The sequence below is a fragment of the Burkholderia guangdongensis genome (assembly GCF_013403875.1).
In the GTDB taxonomy this organism is placed as follows: domain Bacteria; phylum Pseudomonadota; class Gammaproteobacteria; order Burkholderiales; family Burkholderiaceae; genus Burkholderia; species Burkholderia guangdongensis.
In genome coordinates, this window is record NZ_JACBNX010000021.1 from 19,538 (window position 1) to 42,267 (window position 22,730).

A 22,730-nucleotide genomic window follows, 5' to 3' on the forward strand; every position below is an offset into this window, starting at 1 on the left:
ATCCTTCTGGCGGGTCGTTTCATCGGAATATTCGGCGCGTCGCATCGCGACGCCGCGTCACTTGCTCGGCTGCAGCAGCGTCTTCAGCTCCTCGACGTGTTCCGCGGCACGCTTCGTGATCACCGCCAGGCTGTCCGACTGCGCGCGATAAGCGGTATTCGCGAGTTCCTGCATGTCGCCGAGCGCCTTGTGCAGTGCCGACTGAACGACTTCGCCGGCCTTCGCGGGCTGGGCGCCCGACGTGCTTAGCCGCGTGACGACCGACTGCAGCTCGGTGAGCGTCGTGCGCAGGATCTCGGCCTGCTTCTGCCCGAGCGACTGCATGCCCGCGAACGCGGTCGTGTTGGCTCGGGCGAGCGCCTCGATGTCCTTGCGGCGCATCTCGAGAACCGCGCCCATGTTGATGCCCGGCAGCTTGAACTGACCGATGATCTTCGTGTATTCGGCGAAAATGCTGCTGGGGTTGGTTGAATCCATGATCGAATCTCCAAAAAGTGCATCAATAAAAAATGGTCGTCACCGGGTCAATGCGCCGAATTCAGGCTTCCGTCACATACGTGCCCGGCGCGGCGACGTCTGCCGGGTTGCGCTCGCTGCCGAGCCCGGCCGGTGCCGCGCGCCGAACGCCCGAGCGCTCGCGCAGCCAGCCGGCCCAATTGCCCCACCACGAATCCTTCTCGGCTTGCGCGCCGGTCAGCCAGTCGTCCGCGGTCGCCGGCAGCTCGGGATTCAGGAAGAACTTCGCCTTCGGATTGCCGGGCGGGTTGATCAGGCTCTGGATGTGCCCGCTCGAGCTCAGCACGAACCGCGTATCGCCGCCGAACGTCTTCGCGGTGTTGTACACGCCCTTCCACGGCGTGATGTGATCCGTGATGCCCGCGACGACGTACTTGTCGCACGTGACGCCGGACAGGTCGATCGGCGTGCCCAGCACCGTCAGCGCGTTCGGCTGGCTGAACAGGTTGCCGACGAAGATGTCGAGCAGCTGCGCATGCATGCGCGCGGGCAGCCGGGTCGCGTCGTTGTTCCAGTAGAGGATGTCGAACGCGGGCGGCGCCTTGCCGAGCAGATAGTTGTTGACCCAGTAGTTCCACACCAGATCGTTCGGCCGCATCCACGCGAACACGCGCCCCATCTCCTCGCCGGCGAGCACGCCCTTCGCCTTGCTGTTGCGCTTCGCCGCCGCGATGGTTTCGGGCGTCGCGAACAGGCCGAGCTGCGAATCGGCGGTGTTGTCCAGCACCGCGACCATCAGCGTCGCGGCGTGGACGGTTTTCTCGTCGCGGCTCGCGAGGTAGCCGAGCAGCGCGGAAATCGTCATCGCGCCGGAACACGCGCCGTGCAGGTTCACGTCTTCGCTGCCGGTGATGTCGCGCACCGCGTCGATCGCCTCGACGAGCGCGCCGACGTACGTGTCGAGATCCCAGTGGCTCTGCGCCGCGGTGGGATTCCGCCAGCTCACCGCGAAGACCTGGAATTCGCTCTTGACCAGATAGTCGACCATGCTCTTGCCTTCGGACAGATCGAACACATAGAACTTGTTGATCTGCGGCGGCACGATCAGTTGCGGGCGGTGGTAGACCTGTTCGGTTGCCGGCGCATACTGGATCAGCTCGAGCACCTCGTTGCGAAACACGACGGCGCCGGGCGACGTGGCCAGATTCTTGCCGACCTCGAACGCGGACTTGTCGACCTGCGCGGGCATGCCCTGGTTCTTCAGCAAGTCCGACACGAAATTCTTCACGCCGCCGAGCAGGCTCGCGCCGCCGGAGTCGACGATCTTCTTCAACGCCGCGGGGTTGCCGAGCAGCGTGTTCGTCGGCGCCAGCGCGTCCGTGTACAGCGACATCACGAACCGCGCGCGCTCCTTCGTCTTCGGATCCAGCGCGGAGCGCTCGACGAATCCGCTGAGCGCATCGGTCCATGCCATGTAGCCGCGCAGCGACAGCCGATAGAGTGAGTTGTCGCGCCACGCGGCGTCGGTGAAGCGCTTGTCGCCCGGCGGCGGTGTCCATTCGGCGCCGCCTTTGGCGTCACCTTTGGCGTCACCTTTGGCGTCACCTTTGGCGTCACCCTTGATGCCGCCCTTGATGCCACCTTTAGTGCCGTCGTACAGCGCGGCGATCAGCTCGCGCACGAGCGCCGCTTCCTGCTCCAGCACCAGCGCGGGCTGCCGCAGCGCCTGCGCGCCGATTTGCTGCGTGGCCGCCACGACATCGCTCGGGCGCAGCCCGACGAACGGATTGGGGCCCAGCATGCCTTCGGCCGCCGATGCCGCGAGATCGTCCGTCGGGTCGTTTCGCGACGGATCGTTGGGGGTTCCAGTCATCTCGATACTCCTTGAATGCTGCTTTGCGCTTCGTCCGGTTTCGTCCACTTGGCAGGTCATGCGACCAGCATCGCCAGCGACTCGGCGACCAGCGCCGGCTTGTCCTCGCCGTCGATCTGCAGCTCGTTCATCGTCTTGATGATGAGCCGGCCGCCGCCCTTCTTCTCCACCGACACGAGCGTCACGCGGTTGCGCACGCGCGCGCCCGCCTTGACCGGCGTCATGAAGCGCACCTTGTCGAGCCCATAATTGAGGCCGGCCGACGCGTCCGGCGGTATCAGGCCGATGTCGATCGCCAGCGCGGCGAGCAGCGACAGCGTCAGATAGCCGTGCGCGATCGTGCCGCCGAACGGGCTCTCGCGCGTGGCGCGCTCCACGTCCACGTGAATCCACTGCCGGTCGCCCGTGCACGCCGCGAACGCGTCGATGCGCGCCTGGTCGACGACGACCCAGTCCGACAGTCCGAGCTCGCGGCCCACGAAGTCGTCGATGTTGGCGATGCTGTATTCGTTGATGCTCATCGTGATTGCTCCTGGTGACCGGTCACGCGAACTGTTCGCGCAGCCACTTCTTGTTCATCTTGCCGACGCTCGTCTTTTGCAGCGCACCGACGAATCTGACGATCTGCGGCACCGCGTACTTCGAGATCCGCCCTGTCTGGCTGAACTGGAGGACGTGCCGCTTGATGTCGTCCTCGGTGACTTGAGCGCCCGCCTTGAGCACGACCAGCGCGACCGGCCGTTCGCCCCACTTCTCGTCCTTGATGCCGATCACCGCGACTTCGGACACGCCCTCGTGCAGCGAGATCAGGCTTTCGATCTCGAGCGACGAGACCCACTCGCCGCCGGACTTGATCACGTCCTTGATGCGATCGGTGATCTGCAGGTTGCCGGTCGCATCGATGTTCGCGATGTCCTGCGTATGCAGATACCCGCCTTCCCACAGTTGCGCCGACGCGTCCGGGTTGTTGAAGTAGCCCTGGGTCAGCCACGGCGCGCGCGCGACGATCTCGCCATACGCATGGCCGTCATGCGCGACGTCGTTCATCTCAGCGTCGACGATGCGCATGTCGACGAGCGGAATCGGCAGGCCGGTCTTGCAGCGCAATCGCACCTGCTCGTCGGTATCGAGCGCTTCATGGCCCGGCGGGAGCTGCGCGAGACTGAGCACCGGGCAGGTTTCGGACATGCCGTACCCGCCGAACACGTCGATGCCGCGCGCCAATGCATCGCGGGCAATGCCATGCGGCAGCGCGCCGCCGCCGATGATGATCTTCCAGCGGCTGAAGTCCGCGGAATCGGCTCCCGGCGCGTTGAGCAGCATGTGCAGGATCGTGCTCACGCAGTGCGAGAACGTGACGCCCTCGTCGCGCACCAGCTTCACCAGCCGATCCGGCACGTAGCGGCCGGGATAGACCTGCTTCACGCCGAGCACCGTCGCGATGTACGGCATACCCCATGCGTGCACGTGGAACATCGGCGTGAGCGGCATGTAGACGTCGCCGCGGTGAAAGCGCTGCCCGGACATCGGGCTCGCGAGCGCGGCCATCAGCGTCACGGTGTGCAGCACCAACTGGCGATGCGAGAAGTACACGCCCTTCGGCAGGCCGGTCGTGCCCGTCGTGTAGAACGTGGTCGCCCGGGTGTTTTCGTCGAAATCCGGAAAGTCGTAGTGCGTCGCGCTCGCGGCCAGCATCGCTTCGTATTCCGTCGCGAACTCGATCGTGTGCGCGCAGGCTTCGCTGCCCGGCTCGTCGATCCAGACGAACGTGCGCACCGTTTCGAGCTGATCCCGGATCGATTCGACGACCGGCAGAAAATCGGTGTGAACGAACAGCACGTCCGCGCCCGCGTGATTGATCGTGTAGACGATCTCGGCCGGCGACAGCCGCACGTTGACCGTCTGCAGTACGGCCCCCATCATCGGCACCGCGAAGTAGCACTCCAGATAGCGGTGGCTATCCCAGTCCATCACCGCGACCGTGCTGCCGTGGCGCACGCCCAGCCCTTCCAGGCCATTGGCGAGCCGGCCGATCCGCTCCTGCAGATCGCGATACGTGATCCGCACCTGATCGCGGTAGACGATTTCCTGGTTCGGCGCCTGAGCGAACGGCGTATGCAGCAAATGCTTGATCAGCAACGGGTAGGCATAGGCGGATGGCATCTGGCCCTGAACAGCGTCCTGCATCTACTTCTCCTTGACGTAGAAATGGATCACGGGCTGGCACAGGTTCGTTGTCACATCTGGCATACGCTGGCATCCCGAGTGATGCCATCATCGGAGCGATCGGCACCCCGGACCATCCCCTGAACGGGGGAGCGGCCTGGGGGATGTCGTGCGGCGGGGCGTTACGGCTCGACGATCTCGAGCGCGACGATCTCGATCCAGTTCGGGTTCCGGCCCACCGGATACCGGGCGAGCAGCTGCAATGCCCCCGTTTCCCGGTCGATCCGGTAGACGCTCATCCGCGTCGACAACTGCCCGACCGCGAGCAGGTAGTTGCCGGAAGGGTCGATGTTGAATCCGCGCGGCTGCGCTTCGGTCTCGCAGCTCGCGACGTGCGTGAGCCTGCCCGACGCCGGATCGACGCGATACGCGGCCAGCGTGCTCGACGTCCGCTCCGACGCGTACAGAAAGCGCCCGTCGGGCGTCAGGTGGAGGTCGGCCGCCCACGGCCTGGCGCCGGCGAAACCCGGCGGCAGTATCGAGATCCGCTGCACCGGCGCGACGGGAACGCTTGCGCTCGCCAGTGCGAGCACGTGCAGATTGCCGTCGAGTTCGCCGAGCACATACGCGAAACGCCGATCGGCGGAAAAAACGAAGTGGCGCGGACCGGATTGCGGCGGCAGCCGGTACGCGAACGCGCCGTCTTGCGCCAGATGCCCGGTCGACGGATCGAACCCGAAGCGCAGCCAGGTATCCGCGCCGAGTATCGACGCGTACACGTAGCGGTTATCGGCCGTGGCGCGGATCGCATGCGCCATCGGCCCGGTGCCGACCACCTGATGCACCGGCCCCGCGACGCCATCGGCATCCACGCGATTGACCGCGACGAGATTGCCGCCATACGACGCGGAGAACAGATAGCGGCCGGTCGCGTCCGTCGACAGATACGCGATGTTCCCGGCAAGCGGCGCCTGCCCGAGCAGCGTCAGCCGTCCGTCGCGCGGATCGATCCCGAACGTCGACACCCGGTACGGTGCCGAGCGCAAGCCCGCATACAACCGGCGCCGGTCCGGCGACAGCGCCATCGGCATGACCGTCCCGCCGACGGCGACGGTCTGCACCGCGTCGAGCGCGCCGGTCGGCCGGTCGATGCGAAACACCGAGATGTCCTCGCTGTCCGCGTTGGACACGTACACATACGTCGCGACGCGACGGGAGTCGTTTTGCGGCATGGATCGAACGGTCGATGATGGGTTGAACACGACCGGCGCGTCGCGGCGCGCGGCCGCCGACGCCGGGTTGTCATACTTCTGGGCAAGCCGTCCGCCCCAGCCGCCGAGAACGGCCATTCAACCGATTCCGCCGATTCGGCCGCGCATGCGGGATCTGCTTCCCAGTCATCAGACAACGGTATAATGCAGCAACATGATTCGTCAGCACTGAACCGATTCGAGAGGCGTTTCGATGGCTACACCCACGGCGTTCGCCGCCCCGCCGCGACGGGCTCGCAATCTCGCCGAGCTCGTCGTCGGTTACGTCACCGAGCAGATTGCGTCCAACACCTGGAAGCCCGGCGACAAGCTCCCCACGGAATCGCAGCTGATGGCCACGCTCAGCGTCAGCCGCACCGTGATCCGCGAGGCCATTTCGCGCCTGCAGGCCGGCAAGGTCATCGAGACGCGACACGGCATCGGCAGCTTCGTGCTCGAGCCGCCGCGCGAAAAGCTCGACATCGACATGGTGCCCGCCACCACGCTGCGCGACGTCCTGGCGATCCTCGAACTGCGCATCAGCCTCGAAACGGAATGCGCGGGTCTCGCCGCGCAGCGCGCACGGCCGGACGACGTCGCGAAAATCAGCGCCGCGCTCGACGCGATCGAGGCGACCGGCAGCAATGGCCTCGACAGCGTCGACGCGGATCTGCAGTTCCACATCTGCGTCGCCCGCGCAACCGGCAACCGCTACTTCGTCGACATTCTCACGCAAATGGGCAGCGCGCTCATTCCGCGCAAGCGCCTCGACTCGGCGGGCATCGCGCATGCGGACCCGGACGCCTACCTGTCGCTCGTGAACCTGGAGCACCGAAGCATCCTCGACGCGATCGCGCGGCACGACGCGGACGGCGCGCGCGCGGCGATGCGCATGCATCTGTCAAACAGCCGCGAGCGGCTCAGGCGCGCGAACGAGATCGCCGACACGCACGACTGATTCGTTCGCCGCGCTCAGGTCACCGGCGCCGGATTGAACAGCACCAGCGCGTTGTGCAGCTTCAGCTTTTCCGCGCACGTCTTCTGGCGGCCGCTCGCCACGTCCAGCATCATGCGGAACAGTTCCCAGCCGACGTCCTCGATCGTCGCATGCCCGGTCGCGATCGTGCCCGCATTCACGTCCATCAGATCGTGCCAGCGGCGCGCGAGGTCGGAGCGCGTCGCGACCTTGATCACCGGCACTTCCGCGAGGCTGTACGGCGTGCCGCGGCCCGTCGTGAACACGTGCAGCGTCATGCCCGCGGCCAGCTGCAGCGTGCCGCAGATGAAATCGCTCGCCGGCGTCGCCGCGTAAATCAGGCCCTTTTGCGTCGCCTTTTCGCCGGGCGACAGCACGCCCGAGATCGGCGCGTTGCCCGACTTGATGATCGAGCCCATCGCCTTTTCGACGATGTTCGACAGGCCGCCTTTCTTGTTGCCCGGCGTCGTGTTCGCGCTCCGATCCGCGCCGCCGCGCTTCAGATAATCGTCATACCACTGCATCTCGCGAATGATCGCTTCCGCGACCGCCGGCGTGGCCGCGCGGCCGGTCAACTGGCCGACGCCGTCGCGGACTTCGGTGACTTCCGAGAACATCACCGTCGCGCCCGCGCGAACCAGCAGGTCGGTCGCGAAACCCACCGCGGGGTTCGCGGTCAGCCCCGAAAATGCGTCGCTGCCGCCGCATTGCACGCCGACGACGAGGTCGGACACCGGGCACGGTTCGCGACGACGCCGATCGAGCCGTGCGAGATGGCCTTCGGCCATCGTCATGATCGACTCGATCATCGACTGGAAGCCGACGTGCGACTCGTCCTGCAGCACGACCACGTCGCCGTTCGGATCGGCCGCCGCGTCCTGCGGCGACGCGATCGGAATCGTGCCCGGCGGCATCAGCCGCTCCGGCTGCAGCTTTTCGCAGCCGAGGCTCACCATCATCACCTCGCCGCCGAAGTTCGGATTCAGGCTGATGTTGCGGACCGTGCGGATCGGCACCATCGCATCGGGCGCATCGATCGCGACGCCGCAGCCGTACGTGTGGCCGAGGCTCACGACGTCGTCGACGTTCGGGTACTTCGGCAGCAATTCGGTCTTGATGCGCGTCACCGCGTGCTGGACCACGTCCGCCACGCACTGCACGGTCGTCGTGATCGCGAGAATGTTGCGCGTGCCGGCCGAGCCGTCGGCGTTGCGATAGCCGTCGAACGTATAACCGTCGAGCGGCGGCATCGCGGGCGGCTTGATCGTCGCGATCGGCAGCGCGTCGAGGCTCGGCGGCGTCGGCATGCGCGTGACATGCTCGTTCACCCAGCTTCCCTTCGGCAGCGCCTTCTGCGCATAACCGATGACGACGTTGTATCGAACGACCGGATCTCCTTCGGACAGATCCCGCAGCGCGACCTTGTGCCCCTGCGGCACGCGCTCGCGCAGCACCAGGCCATCGGAGAAAACCGCGCCCTCTCCCAGGCCGCCATCGTTGACGACGATCGCGACGTTGTCGTTGGGATGCACGCGGATGTAAAGCGGAGACTGTTCCATTGCCTCTTTCCTCAATAGGCGGCCGGCTATCCGGCTACGCGATGTTCTACGTCATCATACAACGATGCAACATCAAATCGCAATCCGATCCCCACTCAAGTCGGCATGAGTTCGGGTTAACGCGATTGATCGCGCCATCATCCCGATGATACGATCACTTATGTGATACGACAACATACCACACAGTCTCGCGTAGCACGTGCCACCGGATTCCGGAGCGGCCCTTCTGGAGAAAATCGCCATGACATCCGTCACCCCCTATCAGACCTTTCCCAACAGTTTCCGACGCAGCGTGCGCGACGGCGAAACGCTGATCGGCTGCTGGTCCTCGCTGGCCAGCCCGATCACGGCCGAATTGCTCGGCACGGTCGGCTTCGACTGGCTGCTGCTCGATGCCGAGCATGCGCCCAACGACGTCCTGACGCTCGTGCCTCAACTGATGGCGCTGAAGGACAGCCGGAGCGCACCGGTCGTGCGCCCGCCCGCCAACGACGCGGTGTTCATCAAGCGGCTCCTGGACAACGGCGTCACCAATCTGCTCGTGCCGTTCGTCGACAACGCGGAGGATGCGGCCCGCGCCGTCGCCGCGACCCGCTACCCGCCGCTCGGCATACGCGGCGTCTCCGTCGGCGCGCGCCACAATCGGTACGGAACCATTCCGGATTACTTCAGCATCGCGAACGACAATATCTGCGTGATCGCGCAGATCGAGAGCCGCCACGCGGTGGGCGCGGTCGATGACATTCTCGCCGTCGACGGCATCGATGCCGTCTTCATCGGGCCGTCCGATCTGGCCGCCGCATATGGACACCTCGGGAATCCGAACCATCCGGACGTTCAGCAGGCGATCGCGCACGTGTTCGAACGCGCGAAGGCCGCCGGCAAGTCGAGCGGGATTCTGACGCCTGTGCAAAGCGATGCGCAGCGCTATCTTGCGATGGGGTGCCGGGTCGTGGCCATCGGCTCGGATATGGGACTGCTGAAGAACGCCGCCGTTGCGGCGCAGGTTCATTTCGCGAATCGATGAGCGCATCCCCGCTTTGGACACGCTTCGGGGCCAACCCATTTTTACGGAGAACGACATGCAAAAAGCGGGCTTTATCGGGCTGGGCATCATGGGCAAGCCGATGGCGGGCAACCTTCTGAAGAACGGCGTCACCCTCTCGGCATACACCCGCAGCGGCGTGCCGGCGGATCTGGCCGCCGCGGGCGCGCTCGCCTGCGACAGCCCCGCGGCGGTCGCGGCCCACGCCGACGTGATCTTCATCATGGTGCCGGACACGCCCGACGTCGAGCGCGTGCTGTTCGGCAACGACGGCGTGGCGTCGACGCTGCGCGCGGGCCAGACGGTCGTCGACATGAGCTCGATTTCGCCGATCGCCACGCGTGCATTTGCGCAACGCGTGCGCGAGCGCGGCGCCGAGTATCTCGACGCGCCGGTGTCGGGCGGTGAAGTGGGCGCCAAGGCCGCCTCGCTGACGATCATGGTCGGCGGCCAGATATCGACCTTCGAGCAGGTCAAGCCACTGCTCGACATGATGGGGAAAAACGTCACGCTGATCGGCGACGTGGGTGCCGGGCAGGTCTGCAAGGTCGCGAACCAGATCATCGTTGCGGCGACGATCGAGGCCGTCGGCGAAGCGCTGGTGCTCGCGTCGAAGGCGGGGGTCGATGCGGCGCGCGTGCGTGAGGCGCTGATGGGCGGCTTTGCGTCGTCCCGCATCCTCGAGGTGCACGGCGAGCGCATGACCCGGCGCACCTTCGATCCCGGCTTCCGCATCGAACTGCACCAGAAGGATCTGAATCTCGCGCTGTCGACGGCGCAGGCCCTCGGCGTCGCGCTGCCGAACACGGCCACGTGCCAGGCGCTGTTCAACGCATGCGTCGCGCATGGCGGCAGCGCGTGGGATCACTCCGCGATGGTTCGCGCGCTCGAAGTGCTGGCCAATCACGAAATCGGGCAGTAAGCGGTTCGGTTCTTTTTGCAGAAATCTCTTCGATCGAGCCGTCAGGCGCTTCGTGCGCCTGACGCGCGTCAAGCCACCTCAAGAATACTGGGCAAATCGTCGACGGCGGCGAACGCGGCCGCTACGATTCGGTATGGATCTCGACCGCTGCTCACGGTAGAACCGTATTTTGGCGACACAACCCAGATTACCTGAAGGCTAACGGAGCGAAGGCTTACCGATGAAATCCGCAGTGATGCTGATGGCAGCTTTAGCCACCCTGTCGAGCAATGTGCATGCTGCCAGAACTTACGACGGCTACGATGCGTTCTACGCAGATCAGCCGGGTGCGGTGTTCGGTGCCCCGATCAAGCAACCTGCCGGGCCGCTCCATCTCTATTCAGATTCCGGTGAGCAGGGTAGTTATACGGAACTGCGATCCACTCTGGACGGCAAGGCTGTGTGGATCGAGGTTGCAGAGAATCGTATAACGGTCAACGGCAAAACCTACCGCTTTGCGCGCGCAACAACGTTTCCGAATGAGCATGCAATAGATATTTATCCGGGTAACGCTAACGTGTTTCTCGCAGCGGGAACGGGTAGTCGTCCTCCCCTTCTTTGCGTGGAAGGGTACGGCAGTGGTTCCGGAGAAGCTGACCGACACCAGCAAATATTTCTTTTGGCGAACCCTCTGGCTCGCAAGCCGACGTTTCTGCATCTACCAAGTTTGCTTTCGTCATGTCGGGCCGTAGTGACAACAAAGGACGGCAAGCTTGCCTTTCCGAAGAACAGTTACCTGTTCGATGATGCACAAGAATCCCGCGTTGGTTTGCTAGTGTCGTACTACTCGTTTGAGAATCAGCGCTTTGTCTCGTTCCCGGCTTTAAACCAACTCCGGCTTAGATTTACGCATCCGGAGATACCGTTTCAATTTTTGGTTCAGAATAAGGATTAAGCAGCCGACTATCGGCGCTCACGCGAGCGCCCATCGATCCGCCCACAAAAACAATCGCCCGGCACGAGCCGGGCGATATCGGGTGAATCACGGAAACAATACCGCTCTATCGAACCGGATGATGACCGATCCCCGCCGGGGCCAGCGATTCGCCGCCGACCGGCGCCGACTGCGTCGAGTCGGCGCCGCGCGCCATCAGGCACACGACGGCCGCCGCAATCAGGTCGAACACGGCCAGCACGACGAAGAGCGGGCTGTACCCGACCTGCGTGACGAGCACGCCGAACAGCGCGGTGAACGCCGCCGCACCGAGATACCCGGCCATGCCGCCCATGCCCGTGGCCGTCGCCACTTCGTTCTTGCCGAACATGTCGGACGTAATCGCATAGAGCGCGCCGGACAGCGTCTGGTGCGCGAAGCCGCCGACGCAAAGCAGCGCAACGGCGGCATAAGGGCTCGCCACCAGCCCGACGCATGCGGGCCCGATCATGCAGAGCGCGCCGACCACGAACACCATCTTCCGCGACGCGAACAGCGACACCTTCGCATACTTGTGGAACAGCGGGCTCAGATAGCCGCCCAGCACGCAGCCGATGTCCGCCGCGAGGAACGGCATCCACGCATACAGCGCCACCTCCTTCAGGTTCATGTGACGCTCGGTCATCATGTACAGCGGAATCCACGCGTTGAACGTCTGCCAGGCCGGCTCGGAAAGAATCCGCGGAATACCGATCGCCCAGAAATTGCGGCACGCGAGCATCCGCACCCAGCTCATTCGCGCGCCGGCGGCGTCGCTGTGTTTCGCTTCCTGTCCGCTCAGGATGTAGTCGCGTTCGGCGTCGCTCAACAGCTTCTGCTTGCGCGGATGCTGGTAAAGCATCAGCCACAGCACGCTCCAGACGCCGCCCGCGACGCCGACGATCACGAACGCCAGTTGCCATTGCCCATGCAGTAGCGCCCAGACGACGAGCGGCGGCGCGAGCAGCGCGCCGATCGACGAGCCGATGTTGAACCAGCCGATCGCGACCGAGCGCTCCTTCGCCGGGAACCATTCGCTCGTCGCCTTCACGCCCGCCGGAATGCCGGCCGCCTCGGCCACGCCGAGCAAGCCGCGAAAGAACGCGAGGCTGCGCCAGCCCGTCGCCCACGCGGCCGCCGCGCAGGCCAGCGACCACGCGAGCGCGAACGCCGCGAAGCCGACCTTCGTGCCGGCTGTGTCGAGCAGAAAGCCCGCGACCGGCTGCATGAACGCATAGCAAAGCTGCCACGCGACGACGACGTGCGCGTACTGCTCGGTCGTGATGTGGAGGTCTTTCATCAGCGTCGGCGCCGCGACCGACAACGTGTTCCGCGCGAGGTAGTTGATGATCAGCCCGGCGGCGACCAGACCGACCATCCACCAGCGGATGCCTTTGAGTTTCATTGCGATGTCTCCTTGTTGCCTGTCCGGTGATCGATCAGAAAGCGCGCGCGTCCCGGTGGGGCGGCGCGTCGGTCGGCGCGTCGTCGTCGCGCGTGTAATCGATGCCGGCAAAGCTGCCACCCTGGTAACGCCGGCCGATCGCGTCGAGCGGATTCGGCCCGGCCAGCACGTCGGCCGCGTAGGCCTCCGCGTCCTGCTTCGGTTCGTAGCCCAGACGCTCCGCGCCGCGGTTGTCCCACCAGCCGCGCTTGTTCGCGGACACGCCCCAGACGGTCAGGAACCCGACGTGCTCGACCTCGATGCAGCGGTCGAGGAAATGCAGCAGATCGTCGTGCCCGAACCACGTGCTCAGGTGTCGCGGCTCCGTCGGCCGCTCGACGCAACTGCCGATGCGCACGCAGATGCTCTCGATCCCGTGCTTGTCCCAGTACATTCTCGCGAGCGCTTCGCCCCACACCTTGCTGAGCCCGTAGAAGCCGTCCGGACGCGGCGCGCAATCGAGCGTCAGGCGCTCGGTCACCGGATACATGCCGATCGCGTGATTCGAGCTCGCGAACACGATGCGCCGCACGCCGTTGCGCCGTGCGCCCTCATACACCTCGACGAGCGCGCGCAAGTTGTTGTCGATGATCTCGGGCAGCGGGCGCTCGACGCTCGTGCCCGCGAAGTGGATCAGCACGTCGACGCCGTCGAGCAGGCGATCGACCACCGCGGGGTCGCGCAGATCGCCATGCATCACGTCCTCAGCGTCCACCAGCGGAACCAGCGGGGTCGAGCCTCCAGCCGAGCGCAGCGGGACGCCGCGCGCAACGAACGCTTTGCGAACCACGGCGCCGAGCTGACCGCCGGCGCCACTCAGGGCAATTTTCTTCATCGGATTCCTTCTCGGGATCGGAACGCCCGTCCCATGCTCGCGCGATGGGGAGCGGACGAGCGTGACTGCGGGACGGGTGGCGAATAATTCGGAAATCGGGCGCGGCACGTCGTGCGTCGCGCAAGTCATATGATGACGTACTATCTGCCACGAGGCGTCTAATTTCAATCGGGCGTTTACCCGAAGCCAAGGTCGGAATTCGTTGGTCTATCACTGGGCACGAGACACTCTGCTCGCTCGATGGACGCACTCTTTTGATATGACGTCGTATCACATGGAGGCAAGACATTCCACCGACCAACGAAAGAAAATCCCTGGACGCTATTCGTCCAGCTCCGGGTAATGCCGAAATATTCCCGATTCGTTGAACGGGATGCGCCGATCGGACGCCAGATAGCTCGCGATGGGCGGATGCCGAGCGACGTTGTCGTGCAGTTCGGTCAGCCCGGCATGCTTCGGCTCGATGCGAGCCATCGCGTTCGGGAACGCGTAGCGCAGCCCCTCGATCAGCTGGAACATCGACAGATCCACGTAGCTCAGGCAATCGCTCGCCATATACCCGCTGTGGCAAGGGTTCTGCGCGAGCACCCTGCTGAAGTACCCCAGGAACTTGGGCAGCCGGTGCTCGACGAAATCCTTCGCACGCATCACAGCCGCCTCCGCCTGCTCTTCGTAATACAGACCGCCGGCGATCGGATGATGGGTGTCGTGGACCTCGACGACGAAGTCGGAAACCGTCAACTGAAGTTGATGCGCCCACAGCCGTCCGGCTTCGTCCCGGGGCGCCAGGTCGTGCTCGGCGCCCAGGAACAGCAGAATGTTCGCGGTTTGCCCGATGATCCGGCCGCCCGCCTTCAGGAACGGCGGCGCGAACGGCAGACATGGCTCCGACGCGCTTTCCATCACGCGCATCATCGCCGCCACGCCCATGCCTTTGCGCGACGACTGGCGCGCGACGTCCACGTACTCGGCTTCGGCCGCCTCGAGCGCGAGCCGCACGAATTCGCCGCGGCCCTGGATGTCGGGCCAGTAATAGAGCTCGTATCCCATGCTGCCCTCCCGCTTCGGTTCGGATTTCCCACTCCGGAAGAATAGGAACGATTCACGAGACGCGCGAGCCGCGTGCGGCGCCGCCGCCCGGACAACCTGTACGTAAACGTTCGCGTTGTGGTATATTTCGGGCCATTCCGATTCCGGTCTCGTGGCGCCGCGCCGACATGTCCTCCGAAGAATCTCCCCTCCTCACGATCCGTGACGCCGCCGAACGCCTGCAGGTGACGCCCCGCACGCTCAAGTACTACGAAGAGCTCGGCCTCGTCACGCCGACGCGCAGCGGGGGCCGCTACCGGCTCTACGGCGAGCAGGATCTCGAACGGTTCGCGCGCATCCTGCGGCTGCGTTCGCTGGGCTTTTCGCTGCAGGGCATCATCGAGATGCTGAAGCGGCCGCTGGAGCCGGTCGGCGACGGGCGCAAAGGCTATTCGGTCGAATCACTGCGGCAGATCGGCGACGCGCTGGCCCAGCAGATCGACGCGCTGGACGCGCGCATCTCGGCCGTGCGCCGGGAGCTGAAGGAAGCCCGCGCGTTGCGGGACGAGCTCGGCGACGACCTCGATTACCTGCGGCGCCGCATCGCGGGCGAGAAGGTCGAGAACATGATCGATCAGCGCATCGCGGCGCGCAGGAAGCGGGAAAAGCCGCGCCGAGACGAAGGCAGCGAACGCAGCGAAGGTGACGAAGGCACCAAAGGCGCCGACGAATGAGCACGACGCCTTCCCGGCCGCCGGTGTTCGCCGCGGCGCGCTTCCGTGCGGATTTTTTCCCGTGGGCGATCGCGCTCGCGACGGGAATCGACTACTTCGACAACTCGATGTTCTCGTTCTTCACGAGCTACATCGCGGGCGGCCTGAACGCATCGCCGGACGAGCTCGTCTGGTCGGCGACCGCGTACGCGGTCGCGTCGGTGCTCGGCATCCTGCAGCAGCAATGGTGGGTCGAGCGGATCGGCTATCGGCGCTACGTCAGCGGCTGCCTGCTGCTGTTCGCCGCGGGCGCGGTCGCGGCCGCGGCAAGCGAGACGTCGTTCGAACTGGCGCTCGCGCGCGGGATGCAGGGCTATTTCATCGGCCCGATGATGAGCGCGTCGCGCATTCTGCTGCAGATCAGCTTCACGCCGCAGCAACGCGCCGGCGCGACGCGCAAGTTCCTGTCGATGATCCTGCTCGGCAGCGCGCTCGCGCCGCTGATCGGCGGCTATCTGGTCGCGCATGCCGACTGGCGCGCGCTGTTCATGTGCAGCGCGGTCGGCGGCGTCGCGCTCGCGCTGATCGCGTTTCTCGCGGTGCCGTCGTCGGGCCGCGTGCAGCCGGAGAAGCGCGGCGACGCGCATCTGTGGCCCTACCTGATCTTCGCGTTCGCGCAGGGCGCGCTGCTGATCGTGATGCAGCAGGTGCGCTTCGAGCTGTTCAGCCGGTCGCCCGGGCTCGTGTTCCTGACCATCGCGGGCCTGCTGTCGCTCGGCTGGTTCGTCTGGCATCAATGGCACCATCCGAAGCCGCTGATGCGCCTGCACGCGTTGCGCGAAAAGACGTTCCAGTCCGGCATCCTGCTGTACATCATGTTCTATTACATGAGCAACGCGCTCGGCTACCTGAGCTCCCGCTTCCTCGAAGGCGGGCTCGGCTATCCGGTCGAGAACGCGGGCCGGCTGGTCGGCCTCACGTCGCTCGCGTCGCTACTGATGGCGTTCGTCTACTTCCGCGTGTCGGCGCGCGTCACGCACAAGAAATGGATGATCGTGCCCGGCTTCATGCTGGCCGTGCTGATCTGCGTGTGGATGATCAGCATGCCGCCCGACGTCAGCACGCCGTGGCTCGTTGCGCCGCTCGTGCTGCGCGGCATGCTGCTGCTGTTCATCGCGCTGCCGGTCGCGAACGTCACGTTCCGGATCTTCGCGATCGAGGAGTTCCATCACGGCTATCGCTTCAAGAACATCGTGAAGCAGCTCACCTATTCGTTCTCGACCGCGACGATGATCATCCTCGAGCAGCACCGGCTCGCGCTCCATCAATCGCGCCTCGCGGAATCGGTGAATCCGTACAACCCGGTGTTCCAGAACACGTTCGACACGCTGACGCGCGTGTTCGAGGGGCTCGGCCGCACCGCAGGCGAAGCACGTGGGCTCGCGCTCGTCGAAATCAGCCGCACGGTCGCGCGGCAGGCGAGCTTCCTGAGCGCGCTCGACGGCTACTATTTCGTGATCGGCATCGCGATATGCGGCGGGCTGTTCGCGATCTGGCAGAAGCAGATCGACTGAGTGCAGGGCCGCTCTTCGCTGCCATTCTTCGCGCCGTTCATCGCTGCCGGCCGGCGTTCGCGGCCCGGCGCCGCCGTCGCGCGGCGAGCGCCTCAGGTGCCGCTCAGCGCGCGCAACGTTTCTTCGTCGGCGGCAAGCGCCTTCGGAATCGATTGCTGTAGCGATTCGACGCACGTCTTGATCTTCGCGTCGAGATACTGGCGCGACGCATAGATCGCATACGCGGACAGCCCTTGCAGCCGATGCTCGGGCAGCACGCGCACGAGCGCGCCGCTGCGCAACGCCGGCAGCGCGGCGGGCGTCGGCAGCGCGCCGATACCGAGATTCTCCTTGAGCGCGGCGGCCAGCGCTTCGGCCACGTTGACCTGAAACACGTTCACCGGAAATTCGAAAATCTCGCTGCCGTTCGGCCCGTCGAAGCGCCAGTGATCGCGCGGAAACACGGACGTGACGGTCTGCATGCACACGTGATTCGCGAGTTCCGGTACGCTGCTCGGCACACCGTGCTTGTCCAGATACGACGGCGACGCGCACAGCACGCTGTGCAGCGTGCCGAGCCGGTGCGAGATCAGCGCGGAATCGGGCAGCGGGGTCGAGCTCAGCTGCAGCGACACGTCGTACCCTTCGTCGAGAAGATCCGGCACGTGCTGGGAGAGCGTCAACTCGACCGTCACCGCCGGATTGCTCTGCTGGTAGCGGGCAAGCGCCGGCGCCACGTACGTCTGGCCGAAGCTCGCCGTTGCATGCACGCGCAATCGCCCGGAAGGCCGCGCGTGCGCGTCGGCGGCTTCCGCCTCCGCTTCGCCGATATACGCGAAGATCTGCTCGCAGCGCCGCAGGTAGCGCTCGCCCGCTTCGGTCAGTGCGATGCGGCGCGTCGTCCGGTTGATCAGGCGGGTGCGCAGATGCGCTTCCAGCGCGCCCACCGCGCGCGACACGTTCGCGGTCGTGACGTTCAGCCGCTCCGCGGCGCCGGTGAAACTGCCCTCCTCGGCGACGCGCATGAACACCCTCATCGTTTGTAGCGTATCCAACGGTGTCTTCCTGATTCAGCGCGGCAGGCTGGACAACGTCGGCCGCGCGCGGACGTCGCGTCGGACGCTCACTCGCTCTTTTCGGGTTGCGGTGTGTCCGATTGCTGCGGCTCCGGTTGCTGATGCTCCGACAACTGCGACTCCGGTTGCTGCGCTTCAGGCTGCCGCACCTCAAGCTGCTGCGTCTCAGGCTGTTGCGCTTCCGGTTGCTGCACCTCAAGCTGCTGCGCCTCAGGCTGCTGCGCTTCGAGTTGCTGTGCTTCGGGTTGCTGCGCCTCAGACTTCTGCGCTTCCGGTTGCTGCGCCGGCGCTTGCGACGCCGCCTTCGCCGGACGGCGCGCCTTCAGCTGTCGCGCACGCGCCGCATCGGCCGCCGTCACCCGCCCCGCCTCGTTGCCCTGCAGATCGACGCGAACCGCGCCCTCGACGAGACACGACCAGTAGCGATACCCGCGGCACCACGTCGCGATCGCCTCGCGCAGTTCGGCATCGTCGAGCCCGAGCGTCTGCGCTTGCGCGGCGAGATCGTCCCAGATACCAACCTTGAGCGGCAGCTTCGGCGCCGGATTCTTCGGGAATGCCTGCGGGAACCGCTTCTGGAGCCTGGAGATCGCGAGCACGACGGGTTCGACGGGCGTCGACGGCTTGCCCTTTGCCTGCGCGTTCGGGCGAGCCTGCGCCTGCTTCGCGCCGCGCTCGTTCTTCACATTGCGTTCGTTCTGCCCGCCGCGTTCGCCCTTCGCATTGCGTTCGTTCTGCCCGCCGCGTTCACCCTTCGCGTTGCGCTCGTTCTGCGCACCGCGTTCGCCCTTCGCGTTGCGCTCGTTCTGCGCACCGCGTTCGTCCTTCGCGTTGCGCTCGTTCTGCGCACCGCGTTCGCCCTTCGCGTTACGCTCGTTCTTCGCGTTACGCTCGCTCTTCGCCTTCGCTGCAAGTTGTTCACGCAGCTGGGCAAGTTGTTCAAAACCCATAATTTCGATCCATCAGGAATATGACGCGCTTCAACGGCGATGCGCGGTTCGTCACGCGGCGGAAAGCGCGAGTCGACACCACGCACCGCGAATGAATTCGTCGCGCGATACCCGTCTCCCGGACGGACGCATGCGCAAAAGGCCAAATCTTGACACCGCCGCGCAGACCGCGTCAATCCTCGAAGCGGTTCCAGACGGCGCGCCGATCCGTCGAATTTCGGCGGCGATATGGCACCCAAAGCACGCGCGCATCCGCGCGGCGCAGGCGCCATCGTAACCGAAACGCATTCCGCCCCTCGGCCCAGCGGCTCGCGGACGGTCGCCGCGCAGCCAAACGAAGCCTGACGCGTCAAGCCGTTGCGTTGAATTCGATCAGCAGATCCTTCGCCGCGACGCGCTCGCCGACCTGCACGTGCACGGCCGCGATCTCGCCGTCGCGCTCCGCCGCGATGTGCGTTTCCATCTTCATTGCCTCGAGCGCGATCAGCGTCGTGCCGGCCGTGACCCGCTGCCCCGGCCGAACCGCGACCGTGACCACCGAGCCCGGCATCGGCGCCGCGACGTGCAGCGGATTCGTCGGATCCGCCTGCGGACGGCCGCGCCGAACCTCGCCCGCCTGCACCGCGCTGCGCGGCTCGATCAGCGCGGTGCGCGACTGCCCGTTCAGCTCGAACTGCACCTTGACCCGGCCGTCTTCGGCATCCGTGTGCTGCCCCTGCAGCGACACGAGCAGCGTCTTGCCCGGCGAGATCTCGATCGCCGCTTCTTCCTGCGGCTGCAATCCGTACAGGAACGCGGGCGTCGGCAGCACCGACGTGTCGCTGTAGTCGCGCACGTGCGCGTAATACTCGCCGGCCTGCTTCGGATACATCAGATACGACGCGAGCTGCCGGTCGTCGAGCGGATGCTGGCACGCGGCCGCGCCCTGCGCACGCGCGGCGTCGAGATCGACGTCCGGAATCCGGTCGCCGGGCCGGTAAGGCGCCGGTGGCTCGCTCCTGAGCACCTTTCTCGACAGCGCCGCCGGGAAGCCGTCCGGCGGAAAGCCCAGTTCGCCCTTGAACAGCGACACGACCGATTCCGGGAACGCGATGTCCTTGCCCGGATCGCGGATGTCGTCGACGCTCAGATCGTTCGCGACCATCATCAGCGCCATGTCGCCGACCACCTTCGACGTCGGCGTCACCTTCACGATGTCGCCGAACAGCCGGTTCACGTCCGCATACGCGCGCGACACTTCGGTCCAGCGATGATCGATGCCGAGCGAGCGCGCCTGCTCGCGCAGATTCGTGTACTGGCCGCCGGGCATCTCGTGACGATAGACGTCGGCGGTGCCGGCGCGGATCTCCGATTCGAACGGCGCGTAGTAGCGGCGCACGCCTTCCCAGTACATCGACGCCTCGTGCAGCGCGTCCGGATCGACGCCCGGATCGCGCTCGCTGCCCGCGAGCGCGGCCGCGATGCTCGACAGGTTCGGCTGCGCGGTGAGGCCGCTCATCGCGTCGAGCGCGCCGTCGACCGCATCGCAGCCCGCGTCGATCGCGGCCAGCACCGACGCCGCGGAGATGCCGCTCGTGTCGTGCGTGTGGAAATGCACGGGCAGCCCGGTTTCCTCCTTCAGCGCCCTCACGAGCGCCGCGGCCGCCCGCGGACGGCAGATGCCGGCCATGTCCTTGATGCCGAGCACATGCACGCCCGCGCGCTGCAGTTCGCGCGCGATGCCGACGTAATACTTGAGGTCGTACTTCGCGCGGGACGGGTCGAACAGGTCGCCCGTGTAGCAGATCGCGCCCTCGCACAGCGCCCCGCTTTCGCGCACCGCGTCGATCGCCACGCGCATGTTGCTCACCCAGTTCAGCGAGTCGAACACGCGGAACAGATCGACGCCCGCGCTCGCGGCCTGCTTCACGAAGAAGCGCACGACGTTGTCCGCGTAGTTCGTATAGCCGACCGCGTTCGAGCCGCGCAGCAGCATCTGGAACAGAATGTTCGGCACGCGTTCGCGCAGCAGCGCGAGCCGCTCCCACGGATCTTCCTTCAGGAAGCGCAGCGCGACGTCGAAGGTCGCGCCGCCCCAGCATTCGAGCGAGAACAGTTGCGGCAGCTCGCGTGCATAGAACGGCGCGATCGGCAGCATGTCGGCGGTGCGCATGCGCGTCGCGAACAGCGACTGATGCGCGTCGCGCATCGTCGTGTCGGTCAGCAGCACCTGCTTCTGGTCGAGCATCCATTGCGCGAATTTGTCGGACCCAAGCTCGCGCAGGCGATCGCGCGTGCCGGCGGGAATCGCCGACGACGTGTCGATCTTCGGCAGCACCGGCCTCGGCAGCGGCAACACCGGCAGCGTGCGGCCGTTCATCTCGGCATTGCCGTTGACGCTCAGTTCGCCGAGATAACGCAGCAGCTTCGTCGCGCGATCGCGGCGCTCCGTGAATTCGAACAGCGCCGGCGTCAGATCGATGAAGCGCGTCGTCACGTCGCCGGCGACGAACGCCGGATGATTGATCACGTTCTCGAGGAACTGCAGATTGCACGCGACGCCGCGAATGCGGAATTCGCGCAGCGCGCGGTCCATCCGGTGGATCGCCTCGGCCGCGGTCGGCGCCCACGCGGTCACCTTCACCAATAGCGAATCGTAGTACGGCGTGATCACCGCGCCACCGTACGCGGTGCCGCCGTCGAGCCGCACGCCGAAGCCGGCCGCGCTCCGGTACGCGGTCAGGCGCCCGTAGTCGGGCAGGAAGTTGTTCTCGGGATCCTCGGTCGTGACCCGGCATTGCAGCGCATGGCCGCTCAGCGAAATCCCGTCCTGCGTCGGCACGCCGGCCGCGCGCGCGACGATCGCGCCGTCGCCGTCGATCGCATCCTCGGTCAGCCCGATCCGGCCGCCTTCCGTGATGCGGATCTGCGCCTTCACGATGTCGATTCCGGTGACCATTTCGGTCACCGTGTGTTCGACCTGAATGCGCGGATTCACTTCGATGAAATAGAACCGGCCGGTATCGGCATCCATCAGGAATTCGACCGTGCCCGCATGCGTGTAGCCGACCGCGCGCATCAGGCGCAGCGCGGATTCGGACAGCGCGGCCCGCGTCGCGCCGTCGAGGTACGGCGCCGGCGCGCGCTCGACCACCTTCTGGTTGCGGCGCTGCACCGTGCAGTCGCGCTCGTACAGATGCACGAGCGTGCCGTGCGTATCGCCGAGCACCTGCACCTCGACGTGGCGCGCATTGCGCACGAGTTTCTCGACGTACACCTCGTCGTTGCCGAACGCGGCGAGCGCCTCGCGTCGCGCGGCGGGCAGCGCGGTCTCGAGATCCTGGTCGCTTTCGAGCACCCGCATCCCGCGTCCGCCGCCGCCCCAGCTCGCCTTCAGCATCAGCGGATACCCGACGCCGTCGGCGAGGCGCCGGCACGCGTCGAGATCGTCCGGCAGCGGGTCCGTCGCGGGCATCACCGGCACGCCCGCGGCGATCGCCGCATGGCGCGCGGCGACCTTGTTGCCGAGCGTGCGCATCACGTCGGGCGGCGGGCCGATCCAGCGGATGCCGGCATCGATCACCGCCTGCGCGAAATCCGGGTTCTCCGACAGGAATCCGTAACCCGGATGGATTGCGTCGACTTTCGCTTGCCGCGCGACGCGCAGGATGTCGTCGATGTCCAGGTAGGCCGCGAGCGGCTTTTTCCCTTCGCCGATCAGATAGCTTTCGTCGGCCTTGAAGCGATGCAGCGCGAGGCGGTCTTCCTTCGAATAGACCGCCACCGTGCGGATGTTCATTTCGGCGGCGGCGCGCATCACGCGAATCGAGATTTCCGAACGGTTGGCGATCAGCAACGACTGGATGGGGGCGTCGGTCATGGCGTGGAAGGCAGAATGTTGGGCTTCGGTCGTCCCTGCATGACGCGCATCCGGCGCACGCTTCGCGCAAGA

The 22,730-nt window shown here is 65.8% G+C and carries 18 protein-coding genes; 6 read left to right on the forward strand and 12 right to left on the reverse strand.

What is annotated here, in order from left to right; translation table 11 throughout:
- Positions 1–57 precede the first annotated feature (57 nt).
- The 5 genes from HZI36_RS20140 to HZI36_RS20160 all read right to left on the reverse strand — a co-directional run bounded on the left by HZI36_RS20140 (position 58) and on the right by HZI36_RS20160 (position 5,727).
- Positions 58–477, reverse strand: a complete 420-nt coding sequence (locus tag HZI36_RS20140; protein ID WP_179404422.1) for a phasin family protein — start codon at positions 475–477, stop codon at positions 58–60.
- A gap of 61 nt (positions 478–538) precedes the next feature.
- Positions 539–2,329, reverse strand: coding sequence for an alpha/beta fold hydrolase (locus tag HZI36_RS20145; RefSeq protein WP_179404423.1), 1,791 nt, complete (start codon positions 2,327–2,329; stop codon positions 539–541).
- Positions 2,330–2,385: 56 nt separating this feature from the next.
- The gene (locus HZI36_RS20150) at positions 2,386–2,850 is read right to left on the reverse strand and encodes a MaoC family dehydratase (protein ID WP_179404424.1); all 465 of its coding nucleotides are present in this window, start codon (positions 2,848–2,850) and stop codon (positions 2,386–2,388) included.
- Positions 2,851–2,872: 22 nt separating this feature from the next.
- Positions 2,873–4,516 (reverse strand): fatty acid--CoA ligase, encoded by a 1,644-nt coding sequence (locus HZI36_RS20155; protein ID WP_179404425.1) that lies wholly within the window; start codon positions 4,514–4,516, stop codon positions 2,873–2,875.
- Positions 4,517–4,677: 161 nt separating this feature from the next.
- Entirely contained in the window at positions 4,678–5,727 is a 1,050-nt protein-coding gene (locus tag HZI36_RS20160; protein WP_179404482.1) for a lactonase family protein, read from the reverse strand.
- 232 nt (positions 5,728–5,959) lie between these two features.
- Here HZI36_RS20160 and HZI36_RS20165 point away from each other — a divergent pair, with 232 nt between their 5' ends.
- Entirely contained in the window at positions 5,960–6,703 is a 744-nt protein-coding gene (locus HZI36_RS20165; RefSeq protein ID WP_179404426.1) for a FadR/GntR family transcriptional regulator, read from the forward strand.
- Positions 6,704–6,717: 14 nt separating this feature from the next.
- On the opposite strand, the gene garD is transcribed toward HZI36_RS20165, so the two are convergent.
- Complete coding sequence (garD, locus tag HZI36_RS20170) at positions 6,718–8,280, reverse strand: galactarate dehydratase (RefSeq protein WP_179404427.1); 1,563 nt, start codon at positions 8,278–8,280, stop codon at positions 6,718–6,720.
- 241 nt (positions 8,281–8,521) lie between these two features.
- On the opposite strand from garD, the gene garL reads away from it, so the two are divergent.
- The 3 genes from garL (at position 8,522) to HZI36_RS20185 (ending at position 11,181) form a co-directional block, all read left to right on the forward strand.
- Positions 8,522–9,307, forward strand: a complete 786-nt coding sequence (garL, locus tag HZI36_RS20175; RefSeq protein ID WP_179404483.1) for a 2-dehydro-3-deoxyglucarate aldolase — start codon at positions 8,522–8,524, stop codon at positions 9,305–9,307.
- A 37-nt stretch (positions 9,308–9,344) separates the two neighbouring features.
- Positions 9,345–10,247 (forward strand): 2-hydroxy-3-oxopropionate reductase, encoded by a 903-nt coding sequence (locus HZI36_RS20180; RefSeq protein WP_343050325.1) that lies wholly within the window; start codon positions 9,345–9,347, stop codon positions 10,245–10,247.
- A 220-nt stretch (positions 10,248–10,467) separates the two neighbouring features.
- Positions 10,468–11,181, forward strand: a complete 714-nt coding sequence (locus HZI36_RS20185) for a hypothetical protein (RefSeq protein WP_179404429.1) — start codon at positions 10,468–10,470, stop codon at positions 11,179–11,181.
- 106 nt (positions 11,182–11,287) lie between these two features.
- Here the strand turns inward: HZI36_RS20185 and HZI36_RS20190 are convergent, their stop codons facing one another.
- The 3 genes from HZI36_RS20190 to HZI36_RS20200 all read right to left on the reverse strand — a co-directional run bounded on the left by HZI36_RS20190 (position 11,288) and on the right by HZI36_RS20200 (position 14,528).
- On the reverse strand, positions 11,288–12,604 hold the full coding sequence (locus HZI36_RS20190) for an MFS transporter (RefSeq protein ID WP_246327149.1): 1,317 nt from the start codon (positions 12,602–12,604) through the stop codon (positions 11,288–11,290).
- Between the two features lie 34 nt (positions 12,605–12,638).
- Positions 12,639–13,478 carry an NAD-dependent epimerase/dehydratase family protein gene (locus tag HZI36_RS20195; RefSeq protein ID WP_179404430.1) on the reverse strand — a complete coding sequence of 280 codons (840 nt, stop codon included), beginning with the start codon at positions 13,476–13,478 and terminating at the stop codon, positions 12,639–12,641.
- Positions 13,479–13,799: 321 nt separating this feature from the next.
- On the reverse strand, positions 13,800–14,528 hold the full coding sequence (locus tag HZI36_RS20200) for a glutathione S-transferase (protein ID WP_179404431.1): 729 nt from the start codon (positions 14,526–14,528) through the stop codon (positions 13,800–13,802).
- Positions 14,529–14,695: 167 nt separating this feature from the next.
- On the opposite strand from HZI36_RS20200, the gene HZI36_RS20205 reads away from it, so the two are divergent.
- Both HZI36_RS20205 and HZI36_RS20210 read left to right on the forward strand, forming a co-directional pair.
- A complete protein-coding gene (locus HZI36_RS20205) occupies positions 14,696–15,241 on the forward strand; it encodes a MerR family transcriptional regulator (protein WP_179404432.1) in 546 nt (181 codons plus the stop codon).
- On the forward strand, positions 15,238–16,794 hold the full coding sequence (locus tag HZI36_RS20210) for an MFS transporter (protein WP_179404433.1): 1,557 nt from the start codon (positions 15,238–15,240) through the stop codon (positions 16,792–16,794). The genes HZI36_RS20205 and HZI36_RS20210 overlap by 4 nt, the downstream gene beginning before the upstream one ends.
- 92 nt (positions 16,795–16,886) lie before the next feature.
- Here the strand turns inward: HZI36_RS20210 and HZI36_RS20215 are convergent, their stop codons facing one another.
- From HZI36_RS20215 to HZI36_RS20225, 3 genes are all read right to left on the reverse strand, one after another.
- Positions 16,887–17,828, reverse strand: coding sequence for a LysR family transcriptional regulator (locus tag HZI36_RS20215; RefSeq protein ID WP_179404434.1), 942 nt, complete (start codon positions 17,826–17,828; stop codon positions 16,887–16,889).
- Positions 17,829–17,896: 68 nt separating this feature from the next.
- Positions 17,897–18,799 carry a ProQ/FinO family protein gene (locus HZI36_RS20220; protein ID WP_179404435.1) on the reverse strand — a complete coding sequence of 301 codons (903 nt, stop codon included), beginning with the start codon at positions 18,797–18,799 and terminating at the stop codon, positions 17,897–17,899.
- Positions 18,800–19,148: 349 nt separating this feature from the next.
- Complete coding sequence (locus tag HZI36_RS20225) at positions 19,149–22,658, reverse strand: pyruvate carboxylase (protein WP_179404436.1); 3,510 nt, start codon at positions 22,656–22,658, stop codon at positions 19,149–19,151.
- Positions 22,659–22,730 lie beyond the last annotated feature (72 nt).